The organism is Rhodococcus sp. 21391, from assembly GCF_016772255.1.
Taxonomy (GTDB): domain Bacteria; phylum Actinomycetota; class Actinomycetes; order Mycobacteriales; family Mycobacteriaceae; genus Rhodococcus_F; species Rhodococcus_F opacus.
Map to the genome: position 1 here is coordinate 3,334,889 of NZ_CP063781.1, position 12,188 is coordinate 3,347,076.

Genomic DNA, 12,188 nt, shown 5'->3' on the forward strand with positions numbered 1-12,188 from the left:
TCCAACCGTAGAACATGTTCTAATCGATCGGTTGCCCACCCGGCCCGCGGGCGCCGGGTCGAGAACGAGGCGGCGTGCCGCCTCCCGGGGTGGGGCATGCGCCGACCTCGCAGTTCCACGATTCGATGGACCACATTCTAGAACGTGTTCTAGTATCGGATCATGCAGCGACTCAGCGGTCTCGACGCGTCCTTCCTCTATCTCGAAACGTCGACGCAACTCCTCCACGTCTGCGGAGTCATCATCCTCGACGTCTCGACGGTTCCGGGCGGCTACACGTTCGCCCAGCTCAAGGCGGAGCTCGGCGCGCGCACCGAGGCGATTCCCTCGTTCCGGCGCAAGCTGCAGGACTCGAAATTCAACCTCGACCACCCCGTGTGGGTCGAGGACACCGACTTCGACATCGACCGGCACTGCCATCGTGTCGCACTCCCCGCTCCCGGCGGCCGCGACGAGCTGGCCGAGCTGTGCGGCGACATCGCAGGCATTCCCCTCGACCGCGCCCGGCCGCTGTGGGAAATGTGGGTGATCGAGGGCCTCGAGGACGGTTCCGTCGCCGTGATGTCGAAGATGCACCACGCCGGGGTCGACGGCATCACCGGCGCCAACATGATGGCCCAGCTGTGCGGACTCGAACCGGACGCACCACGCCCAGACCCCGACGACTCCGCCGAGAGCGCGGGGCAGGCGAGCACACTCGACATCGCCGTCGGCGGGCTGCTCGCGGTCGCGTCCCGGCCCGCGAAACTGCTGAGGATCGTCCCGCAGAGCCTGACTCTGCTACCCCGCTGGATCGGCCGGGCCCGCCGCGGCGAGGCGATGCCCGCACCGTTCACCGCGCCGCGCACGTCCCTGAACGGCACGTTGACCAGTCACCGCAATCTCGCGTTCACCCAGCTCGACCTCGAGAAGGTCAAGACGGTCAAGGACGCGTTCGACGTCAAGGTCAACGACGTGGTGCTCGCGCTGTGCTCGGGCGCGCTGCGGAAGTACCTGCAGCACCGCCGGGAGCTGCCCGACAAGTCGCTGGTCGCCATCGTCCCGGTGTCGGTCCACGGAAAGTCTGACCGGCCGGGCACCAACCAGGTGTCGGGCATGTTCACCGAGCTCGGCACCCAGATCGAGGATCCGGCCGAACGCCTGCTCGCGATCGGCGAGCACAACTCGACCTCGAAGGAACACAACGAGACCCTCGGCGCGAGCCTGCTGCAGGACTGGTCCCAGTTCGCCGGGCAGGCCGTGTTCGGCACCGCCATGCGCCTCTACTCGACCCTCGGCCTGGCGGAGCGGCATCCGGTGGTCCACAACCTGGTCATCTCCAACGTGCCCGGACCGTCGGTCCCGCTGTACTTCCTGGGCGCCCTGATCAAGGCGATGTATCCGCTGGGACCGATCTTCCACGGCGCGGGACTCAACGTGACGGTGATGTCGCTGAACGGTCAGCTCGACGTCGGCCTGATGAGCTGCCCGGAACTGGCACCCCACCTCTGGGACCTCGTCGACGCGTTTCCCGCGGCGTTGGACGAGCTCGTCGAGGCAGCGGGGAAACGGTCGTGAACCCGCCGGTGCGCTGCGGGAATCCCGAAGCGACGTAGAGTCAGCTGTCATGTCCGAAGTCACCGACGACGCCTCGTCACCCGGCCCCGCCGAAGAGTCCGGCCGGCAGATCGTTCCCCTGCTCGCACCCCGGGACGGCGTGCCCGACGTCGTGACCACGGCGGAGGGTGTCGCGAAGGCCGCGGCCGCACTGAGCGAGGGCACCGGGCCGCTGGCGGTCGACGCCGAGCGGGCGTCCGGCTTCCGCTATTCGGCGCGGGCGTATCTCGTGCAGCTGCGCCGGGAGGGTGCGGGGACGGTGCTCCTCGACCCGATCCCCACCGCCGCCGATCTCGCCCCGCTGGCGGAGGTGATCAATCCGCTGGAGTGGATCCTGCACTCCGCCGACCAGGATCTGCCGGGGCTCGCCGAGATCGGCCTGGCGCCGGCGACACTGTTCGACACCGAACTGGCGGGGCGCCTCGCCGGGTTCGAACGGGTCGGTCTCGCCGCGATCGTCGAGCGGACGCTGGGCCTCGAACTCCGAAAGGGCCACGGCGCCGCCGACTGGTCGAAGCGGCCGCTGCCCGATTCCTGGCTGAACTACGCAGCCCTCGACGTCGAGGTTCTGGTCGAGTTGCGGAACGTGATGGCCGCGGAACTCGACGAGCAGGGCAAGAGCGAGTGGGCAGCACAGGAGTTCGAGCACATCCGGCTCGCGGGGCCACCGAAGCCCAAGGCCGACCGCTGGCGGCGGACATCGCACATCACGTCGCTGAAGACGCAGCGGCAACTCGCCGCGGCACGGTCCCTGTGGCAGGCCCGCGAGGACCTCGCCCGCAAACGCGACGTCTCCCCCAGCCGGGTCCTGCCGGATTCGGCGATCATCGACGCCGCGACGAAGGACCCCCGGGGTATCGAAGCACTCCGGGCGCTGCCGGTGTTCGGCGGTCCCCGCCAGCGGCGGCACTCCCGGCTCTGGCTGCAGGCGCTCGAGGATGCCCGGGCACTGCCGGACACCGAGCTTCCTCCGAAGACCCCGCCGTTCACGGGACCGCCGCCGGCGAGCCGGTGGGCGCGGCACGACCCCGAGGCCGCCGAGCGGCTGACCGCGGCCCGCGCCGCGCTGGCCGCCCTCGGCACGGAGGTGTCGGTGCCGGTGGAGAACCTGGTGACCCCGGAACTCGTCCGCAGGTTGTGCTGGGACTGGACGGACCCTGAGGACGGCGAAGTCGAGGCGGCGATCGACCGGGTGCTCGGCGAGGGCGGGGCCCGCCCCTGGCAGCGGATGCTGACCGTGCCCGCGCTGGCGAGCGCACTGCTCTCCGCGGCCGAGCGGAAGGGCTCCGGCGGCGACTGACCGACAGCAGCGACACGCGGGGTGAGCGCGTGAATTCCCGATGAGGTACCCATTAAGTTACCCGCGAGTAACGGTAGGGGTACGCTGGTCTGGAGGCCGGACGCCTGGCCGTGATCCGGAACCAAACTGCTCCATCAGGAGGAATTCGCGTGGCTCCATCCACCACAACTCAACGCAACGTCGTGTTCGTCGACGGCATCCGCACTCCGTTCGGCAAGGCCGGCCCCAAGGGCATCTACGCGGAGACCCGCGCGGACGACCTCGTCGTCAAGACCATCCGCGAGCTGCTTCGCCGTAATCCGCAGCTCGACCCCGCGCGCATCGACGAGGTCGCCATTGCCGCGACCACACAGACGGGCGATCAGGGTCTCACCATCGGCCGCACCTCCGCGATCCTGGCCGGGCTTCCCGAGACCGTCCCCGGTTTCGCCATCGACCGCATGTGCGCCGGTGCCATGACGTCCGTCACCACCACCGCGTCGGGCATCGGCTTCGGCCAGTACGACGTGGTGATCGCCGGCGGCGTCGAGCACATGGGCCGCCACCCGATGGGCGAGGGCGCAGACCCGAACCCCCGGTTCCTCGCCGATCGCCTCGTCGATCCCAGCGCGCTCGTGATGGGCAACACGGCCGAGAACCTGCACGACCGGTTCCCGACCATCACCAAGGACCGCACCGACGCGTACGCCGTCGCGAGCCAGAACAAGTACGAGGCCGCCCGCAAGGCCGGCTTCATCGCCGACACCCTCGTGCCCGTCGCCATCCGCTCCGCCGCGGGCTGGGGTCTGGCCACCGAGGACGAGCCGCCGCGTCCGGGCACCACACTCGAGGACCTCGGCAAGCTGAAGACGCCGTTCCGTCCCGCGGGCCGCATCACCGCGGGTAACGCCGCCGGTCTGAACGACGGCGCGACCGCCGCCCTCCTCGCCGGTGAGGACACCGCGCTCGAACTCGGACTGCCTATCGGCATGCGCATGGTCGGATTCGCGTTCCAGGGCGTCGACCCCGCCGTCATGGGCATCGGCCCGGTGCCGGCCACCGAGAAGTTGCTGGCCCGTACCGGCCTGAAGATCGAGGACATCGGTCTGTTCGAGATCAACGAGGCCTTCGCCGTTCAGGTCCTCGCGTTCCTCGAGCACTACGGCATCGCCGACGACGATCCGCGAGTCAACCAGTGGGGCGGCGCCATCGCGTGCGGCCACCCCCTCGCGTCCTCCGGTGTCCGCCTGATGACCCAGCTGTCCCGCCAATTCGCCCAGCGCCCCGACGTCCGCTACGGCCTGACCACCATGTGCATCGGTCTGGGCATGGGCGGAACCGTGATCTGGGAGAACCCGAACTTCGATGGAGCCAAGTAGATGACCGACATTGCAACGGCATTCGCCGACGAGGTCGTGACCAACGCGTACACCAAGATCGTCGCCGTACCCGGCATCGAGGGCCCGGTCGCGCTGATCACCCTCGACAACGGTTTCGACCACACCAAGCCGTCGTCGTTCGGCCCGGGCGGCCTGAAGGCCCTCGACGCCGCACTGGACGAGGCGTTCGCCGCCCATCCCGTCGCGATCGCGATCACCGGCAAGCCCTTCATCTTCGCCGCCGGCGCGGACCTCAAGGGTGTTCCGAGCATCACGAACCGTGACCAGGCGCTCGAACTCGGCCGGCTCGGGCACACGGTGTTCCGCCGGCTGCGCGAATCGTCCGTGCCGACGTTCGCGTTCGTCAACGGCGTCGCACTCGGCGGCGGGCTCGAGGTCGCGTTGCACAGCCACTACCGCACCGTATCCGAGAGCGCGGGCGCCCTGGGTCTGCCCGAGACGTTCCTCGGACTGGTGCCGGGCTGGGGCGGAACGCAGTTGCTGCCCAACCTCATCGGCCCCTCGAACGCCGTCACCGTCGTCCTCGAGAACGCGCTGAACCAGAACAAGACGCTCAACCCGAAGAAGGCCCTCGAGCTCGGCGTCGTCGACGCAGTATTCGGTTCGGCCGACTTCCTCGAGCAGTCGTTCGCCTGGGCCGCGCAGGTCCTGGCCGGCAAGATCACCCCCGCGCGTCCCGAGATCGACCGGGGCAAGGGCTGGGACGACGCGATCGCCCGCGCGAAGGCCGTCGTCGAGGGCAAGACCAAGAACAACGCCCCCGGACCGGTCAAGGCCGTCGAACTCCTCGAGCTGGCCCGGACCACCGATCTCACCGATCCCACGTCGCTCGACAAGGGCTTCGCCGCCGAGGACGAGGCGCTCGCCGACCTGCTGCTCGCCGACGAGCTCCGCGCAGGTCTGTACGCGTTCGACCTGGTGAACAAGCGTGCCAAGCGTCCCGCCGGTGCACCGGACAAGTCCCTCGCCCGCAAGGTCACCGGTGTCGGCATCGTCGGTGCCGGTCTGATGGCCAGCCAGCTCGCGATGCTGTTCGTCCGTCAGCTCAAGGTGCCGGTGATCCTCACCGACATCGACCAGGAGCGCATCGACAAGGGTGTCGGCTACGTGCACGGCGAGATCGACAAGCTCCAGGGCAAGGGCCGGTTGTCGCCGGACGCAGCGAACCGCCTCAAGGGTCTCGTGTCCGGCTCGCTGGACAAGGCCGCGTTCGCGAAGACCGACTTCGTGATCGAGGCCGTGTTCGAGAACCTCGATCTGAAGAAGAAGATCTTCGCGGAACTCGAGGAGCACATCGCCCCCGAGACCATCCTGGCGACGAACACGTCCTCGCTGTCGATCACCAAGATGGCCGCGGACCTGAAGCACCCCGAGCGGGTGGTCGGCTTCCACTTCTTCAACCCGGTCGCCGTGCTGCCCCTGCTCGAGGTCATCAAGGGCGAGAAGACCGACGACGCCACGCTGGCAACGGCATTCGCCACCGCCAGGGCGCTCAAGAAGTCGGCCGTCGGTTCCGCCGACCTGCCCGGGTTCGTCTTCAACCGGCTCCTGATCCGCACCCTCGGTGAGGTCATGAACGCGGTCGACGAGGGGACCCCGTTCGAGGTGGCCGACAACGCCATCGCCGAACTCGGCATGCCGATGACCCCGTTCACCCTGCTGGCCCTCGTCGGGCCGGCGGTCGCGCTGCACACCGGTGAGACCCTCGCCGAGGCGTACCCCGAGCGCTTCCACAACTCCCCCGGACTCGAGGCGCTGGTCGAGGCCAAGAAGTCGGCGGTGTGGAGCTACGGCGCCGACGGCAAGCAGGTCGTCGACCCCGAGGTCGCCGAACTGTGGAAGCAGGGCGACAAGGCGTCCACGTCCGAAGAGGTTCTGGATCGCACGCGTCGCGCGTTCGCCGAAGAGATCCAGATCATGCTCGACGAGGGTGTCGTCGCCGCGGCCGAGGACATCGACCTCTGCCTGATCCTGGGCGGCGGGTTCGGTTTCTGGAACGGTGGCATCACGCCGTACCTGGACCGCACCGGCACGTCCGAGGCCGTCAACGGCAAGCGGTTCCTGGCGCCGGGCGTCGCGAGCGTCTGACCCGGAGGTGAGTGGCGACGTGTGCCCCGGCACACGTCGCCACTCACCTGCTCAGGGGACGGGTATGTGATCGGCGGCGGTGAGCGCCTGGCGGGCGTACGCCCGCACGTCGGCGTCCGTGTCCTCGAGGGCAGTGGTGAGCGCGCCGACGGCGGCCCGGTCGCCCGGCCACCGGCCGAGTGCGAGGACGGCGGCCTTGCGCACGTCGAGGTGCGCATCCGTCAGGGCGTCCGCCAGCGCGGCCACCGCGACTTCGGGATCCGCTCCGGCGAGTGCCCGCGCGGCGCCCTGCCGGATCTGCCAGACCGACTCCCGCAGCGCCGCCGCCGCAAGGGTCACGTCGTCGCCGGCGCAGCCCAGACTCGCGAACGCCGTAAGCGCGGCGGCGCGCACGAGCGGATCGCGGTCGCCGGCCAGCGAGCGCACGGTGTCGACACCGCCGAGCCCGATGGTGGCCAGGCCGTGTGCGACGGTGATCCGCACTTCCCGGTTCTCGTCGTGCGCGCCCGCCGCCACCGACTCCCACCGGTCCAGCGACACCAGCGCCCGCACCGCTTCGATCCGGACGTGGTGATCGCCGTCGGACAGCGCCGTCAGGAACTGCTCCGCCGAACCGGCGTGCAACGCGCGCAGAACGTCGACCACGGCGGCGCGGACCACGGCGTCACCCGACCCCAGGTGGTCGGCCAGTCCGTCGGCGGACGGCAGCACCTCGACGAGTTCGCGCAGGCCGTCGGCGGCAGCGCGGCGCACCGTCACCGCACTGTCGCCGAGGGCGTCGACGAGGGCCGCCCCGAATCCGTCCGGGGTTCCTTCCGTCAGCACCGAGAGTGCCGTGACGCGGACCTGCGGGTCGGCGTCGCCCAGATACGGTGCAAGCTCGGCGACGCTCGGCGCGTCGAGTCCGAGGACCGCGACGATGGCCGGTGACGACGGCTCCTGCCGGACCGGCGCCGCGATGCGCGAGCGCTCCTCCACCGGGGCACGCCCCCCGACCAGCGGCGGCTGCGCGACGGGTACGACCGTCCGGTCCACCGGCGGAAGGGAATCGAGACCGGGCACCGGCACGAAGTACGGCTCGACGGGGCGCTTGAGGAATTCCATGTCGCCGTTCTCGCCGCGCCGCAGATTCAGGTGGTATCCCCATTCGTCGTCCCGCTGCTCCGGGAGATCCGCCCGTTCGTGGTAGAGCCCCCAGCGACTTTCGGTCCTGGTGAGGGAACTGCGGGACGCCATTTCCGCGCAGTCCCGGATGAACGTGACCTCCGCGCAGCGCATCAGTTCGTGCGGGGTGGTCGCGCCCATCCCGGCGATCTCCCCAGCCATCCGTTCGAACGTCTCGACGGCGATCGACAGCTTCGTCGCCGTCTTCGGCGGCGCGACGTAGTCGTTGACGAAGCGGCGCAGCTTGTACTCGACCTGCGGCTGCGGCGGCCCGTCCGGGTTGCGCAGCGGCCGGTAGATCAGCTCGTGCGCGGCGGCCAGCTGCTCCGCGGGCAGCGCGGCCGGCGCCTCGACGTCGGGCAGGGTGCCGGTGGCGTGCGATCCGGCGAGGTCGCCGTACACGAAGGCGCCGATCATGTAGTTGTGGGGGACGCAGGCGAGGTCGCCTGCCGCGTACAAGCCGGGAACGGTGGTCGCGCCGTGCTCGTCCACCCACACCCCGGACGCGGAATGCCCGCTGCACAAGCCGATCTCGGAGATGTGCATCTCGATGTCGTGGCTGCGGTAGTCGTGGCCGCGGTTCGCGTGGAACGTGCCGCGGGTGGGGCGTTCGGTGGTGTGCAGGATCGACTCGAGCGTGTCGAGCGTTTCCTCCGGGAGGTGGCTGACCTTGAGATAGATGGGCCCGCGAGCGGATTCGATCTCGCTCTTGACCTCGCTCATCATCTGCCCCGACCAGTAGTCGGAGTCGACGAACCGCTCCCCCTCGGCGTTCACCTGGTAGCCGCCGAACGGGTTCGCGACGTACGCGCACGCCGGGCCGTTGTAGTCCTTGATCAGCGGGTTGATCTGGAAGCATTCGATACCGCTCAGCTCGGCTCCCGCGTGATAGGCCATCGAGTAACCGTCACCGGCGTTGGTCGGGTTCTCGTACGTGCCGTAGAGGTACCCCGATGCCGGGAGCCCGAGCCGGCCACACGGACCGGTCGCGAGGATCACCGCCTTCGCCCCGACCGCGACGAACTCACCGGTGCGGGTGTTCAGCGCCGCGGCCCCGACGGCGCGGCCGTCCTCCGTCAGCACCCGGACGGGCATCAGGCGGTTCTCGATGCGGATCTTCTCCCGCATCTTCCGCTGCCGCAGCACCCGGTAGAGAGCCTTCTTCACGTCCTTGCCCTCGGGCATCGGCAGCACGTACGAGCCGGAGCGGTGCACCCGGCGGACCGCGTATTCGCCGTACTCGTCCTTCTCGAACTTCACGCCGTACTTCTCGAGGCGCTGCACCATCGCGAAACCGCGGGTCGCCGTCTGGTACACGGTGCGCTGGTTGACGATCCCGTCGTTGGCTCTGGTGATCTCGGCGACGTAGTCCTCGGGTTCGGCCTTGCCGGGGATGACGGCGTTGTTGACGCCGTCCATTCCCATTGCGAGCGCGCCGGAATGGCGCACGTGCGCCTTCTCGAGCAGGAGCACGTTCGCGCCGTTCTCGGCGGCGGTCAGTGCCGCCATCGTGCCGGCGGTGCCGCCACCGATGACGAGCACGTCGCAATCGAGACGGACGGTGTCCGCGAGGTCGGGGATGTCCATCAGGTCTCCGAAGTGTGGTTCAGTGCGGCGAGCACGTCGGCGCGCGCGGCACGGGTGTCGGGGTGGTCGAGGTGGTCGCGGTCCCGGGGGTGCGGGATGTCGACGAGCGCCCGCAGCGGCTCGCCGGCCCGGCCGAGCACCGCGACGCGATCACCGAGCAGCACCGCCTCGTCCACGTCGTGGGTCACGAACACCACGGTGGTCGGGTGAGTACTCCACGTGTCGACGAGCAGTCGCTGCATGACGCCGCGGGTCGGCGTGTCGAGGGCGCCGAACGGCTCGTCCATCATCACGGCCCGCGGCGCCCCGGCGAGTCCGCGCGCCAACTGCACTCGTTGCCGCATGCCGCCGGACAGGTTCTTGGGCAGGAAGTCGCCGAACCCGGTCAGACCCACCTCCGCGATCCAGCGATCGGCGGTCTCACGGCGTCCCTTGCGGGGTTCGCCGCGGAGCGCGAGAGCCAGCTCGATGTTCGAGCGCACCGTGCGCCACGGGAGGAGCGCGTTGTCCTGGAAGACGACGGCCCGGTCCCGGGACGTCGACTCCACCGCCGCGCCGTCGGCGACGACGCGGCCCGAATCGGGCGGCAGCAGACCGGCCAGTGCGCGCAGCACGGTGGACTTGCCGCACCCCGAAGGTCCGGTGAGCACGAGGATCTCGCCGGGGACCACGGTCAGCGACAGCGAACGGATGACGGGGTTCCCGGTGTAGGACAGGGTGACGTCGTCGAGGACCAGCGACATGCCGGCAGTCACGGACGCCCCGGCGGTGGCGGTCATGCGCGCTCCCCTCGTGGCAGCCAGCGGGTGACGCGCCTGCCGAGCAGTTCGACTGCGCCGGACGTCGCGAATCCAAGGATGCCGATGGTGATCATGCCGACGAAGACGCCGGGATAGTCGACGATCGTGTACGCCTGCCAGGTGCGGTAGCCGACACCGAGCCTGCCGGAGATCATCTCGGCGGAGATCACGCAGATCCACGCCACCCCGATCCCGACCGACAGTCCACCGAACACGCCGGGCAGGATTCCGGGCAGCACCACCCGGGACAGCACTTCCCAGCGTCCGCCGCCGAGCGTGCGCACCGAGTCCTCCCACAATATCGGGAGGGCCCGGACGGCGTGCCGGGTGCTCACCATGATCGGGAAGAACGCGGCAACGAACGTGATGAACACGATGCCGGCCTCGTCGCTGGGGAACAGCAGGATCGCGACGGGCACCACCGCGATGGCGGGGATCGGCCGCGCGAGTTCCGTCAGCGGACCGAGGACGTCGGCGAACAGTTCCGATCTGCCGAGGGCGATTCCGGTGGCCACACCGACCACGGTCGCGAGTCCGAATCCGCTGAGGATGCGGATCAGCGACTGCCCGAGGTCGAGGTAGAACAGGTCGCTCTGCAGGTGGGTACCGAACGCGGACACGACGTCGGTGACGGTGGGGAGCGTGTCGAACCGCAACCACACCCGCACGTCGTTGGCGGTCAGCAACTGCCACGCGACGATTGCCGCGATCACGGACGTGATCCGTACGAGGCGTGACCGCCACGGCGAGGTTCGCCGGCGCGTCGATGCCGAATCGTGTTCTTCGACAGCGGCTTCGGTGTCGACCAGGACCGTCGACCGTTGCAGGGTGGTCACTGGCGCACCTCCTCGACCGCGCGGTCGTACGTGACGACCACGCCACCCGTGGGATGCGCGCGCAGGTAGCGGTCTGCCGCGGCGCCGGTGGTGAAGGGCAGGAAGTTGTCGCCGTCGCGCACCCACACCGATTTGTCCGCGAACCATCGGGTGCCCAGTTCGGCGTCGGGAACGTAGGCGGCGCGCACGGCGCGTCCCTCGGCCTGGGCCTGCTTCACCGCCCGGAGCAGGCACGTCGGGTTCGCGGCCGGCTGCGTCCCGGTGGCGCCGTCGAACCAGACCTCGCCGGCCAGTGCCGGATCGCTCGGGGCGGTGGCGCACACGGGATCAGTGCCGATGACCGACGTCGGGTTGGCCGTGGACGCGAGCGTGGCGTCGTAGTCCTGCCCGTCGGCCTCGAACGCGGACCGGAGCGGAGCGTCGTTCACGAAACCGTCGACGTCGAGGTCGGCGAAGTCGCCGATCGACTTCAGGTACGGCACATCGTTCTTCAGCGCGCCGATCAGGTCCGGCTTGAGCGTCGTGTCGAACGACGTGCCGCCCGGGCCGTTGTACAGGTACACGACCTCCTGCGGCAGGCCGCTCGCGTCGGCCACGATCCGCGACGCCTCGAGCGGTTGCGTCTGGACGAACCGCGTGGCGTCGAGCTGCGCCCGGAGGAATGCGTCGAGAACTTCGGGGTGTTCGTCCGCGTACGCCTCACGGGCCACCACACCGTGCAGGGTCGGGGTTCGGAGTTCGGCGCCGTCGTACAGCAGCTTGGCCCTGTCCTGGAAGACGAGAAGCCCGGGCCAGGCGACGAACTGGGACAGCGCCGCCACCTGACCGGATTCCAGGGCCGAGGATCCGACCTGCGGCTGCTGGTTGAGCACTTCGACGCCGGTACCCGGGTCGATTCCGGCGCGGTCGAGTGCCTGGACGAGGGTGCCGTGGCCTGCGGAGCCGACGCTCGCGGACACCTTCTTGCCGGCCAGGTCGCCGAGTGTGGTCGCCGGTGAATTCGGTGGCACCACCACCATGTTCAGTGCGCCCTCGGGGTTGTAGCCGGTGACCGAGACGATCTCCGTCTTCGAGCGCAGGTTCGCCTGGGTGCGGGAGCCGTTGATCAGCATGGGGTAGTCGCCCATCGATCCGATGTCGATCTTCTCGGCCACCATCTGGGCGGTGATCGGCGCCCCGGTGTCGTAGTCCTGCCACTCGACGGAGTACTTCGTCCCGGTCTGCTCGGTCACGTCCTGCAGGCGCTGTTCGAGGTATCCCTGTGCGCGCAGCAGCGTTCCGGCGGTGACGGTGTTGATCGTCTTGGACTGGTACCCGATCACGAGCGTGACCGCGTCACCGTTGTCGGCCGAGGGTCCGAGGGAGCAACTGGTCGCCACGAGTGTCAGTGCCGTGGCGGCGATCGCGAAGGTGGAAGAGCGTCGCTTCATCTGTGTGG

At 69.5% G+C, this 12,188-nt stretch carries 8 protein-coding genes; 4 read left to right on the forward strand and 4 right to left on the reverse strand.

What is annotated here, in order from left to right; genetic code table 11:
• The first annotated feature begins 162 nt into the window (after nt 1-162).
• The 4 genes from GO592_RS15565 (at nt 163) to GO592_RS15580 (ending at nt 6,363) form a co-directional block, all read left to right on the forward strand.
• Nucleotides 163-1,557 carry a WS/DGAT/MGAT family O-acyltransferase gene (locus tag GO592_RS15565; RefSeq protein ID WP_007296311.1) on the forward strand — a complete coding sequence of 465 codons (1,395 nt, stop codon included), beginning with the start codon at nt 163-165 and terminating at the stop codon, nt 1,555-1,557.
• A 49-nt stretch (nt 1,558-1,606) separates the two neighbouring features.
• Nucleotides 1,607-2,896, forward strand: a complete 1,290-nt coding sequence (locus tag GO592_RS15570) for a ribonuclease D (protein ID WP_007296312.1) — start codon at nt 1,607-1,609, stop codon at nt 2,894-2,896.
• Nucleotides 2,897-3,045: 149 nt separating this feature from the next.
• On the forward strand, nt 3,046-4,254 hold the full coding sequence (locus tag GO592_RS15575; protein WP_007296313.1) for a thiolase family protein: 1,209 nt from the start codon (nt 3,046-3,048) through the stop codon (nt 4,252-4,254).
• Entirely contained in the window at nt 4,255-6,363 is a 2,109-nt protein-coding gene (locus GO592_RS15580; protein ID WP_007296314.1) for a 3-hydroxyacyl-CoA dehydrogenase NAD-binding domain-containing protein, read from the forward strand.
• A 51-nt stretch (nt 6,364-6,414) separates the two neighbouring features.
• Here the strand turns inward: GO592_RS15580 and GO592_RS15585 are convergent, their stop codons facing one another.
• Genes GO592_RS15585 through GO592_RS15600 form a run of 4 tightly spaced genes read right to left on the reverse strand, consistent with a single transcriptional unit; the run spans nt 6,415 to nt 12,180 of the window.
• Nucleotides 6,415-9,114, reverse strand: coding sequence for a fumarate reductase/succinate dehydrogenase flavoprotein subunit (locus GO592_RS15585; RefSeq protein WP_007296315.1), 2,700 nt, complete (start codon nt 9,112-9,114; stop codon nt 6,415-6,417).
• Nucleotides 9,114-9,893, reverse strand: coding sequence for an ABC transporter ATP-binding protein (locus GO592_RS15590; RefSeq protein ID WP_007296316.1), 780 nt, complete (start codon nt 9,891-9,893; stop codon nt 9,114-9,116). The genes GO592_RS15585 and GO592_RS15590 overlap by 1 nt, the downstream gene beginning before the upstream one ends.
• Nucleotides 9,890-10,750: an ABC transporter permease gene (locus tag GO592_RS15595; RefSeq protein ID WP_007296317.1), complete on the reverse strand. Its 861-nt coding sequence runs from the start codon at nt 10,748-10,750 to the stop codon at nt 9,890-9,892. The genes GO592_RS15590 and GO592_RS15595 overlap by 4 nt, the downstream gene beginning before the upstream one ends.
• Nucleotides 10,747-12,180 (reverse strand): ABC transporter substrate-binding protein, encoded by a 1,434-nt coding sequence (locus tag GO592_RS15600; protein WP_007296318.1) that lies wholly within the window; start codon nt 12,178-12,180, stop codon nt 10,747-10,749. The genes GO592_RS15595 and GO592_RS15600 overlap by 4 nt, the downstream gene beginning before the upstream one ends.
• Nucleotides 12,181-12,188: the final 8 nt, after the last annotated feature.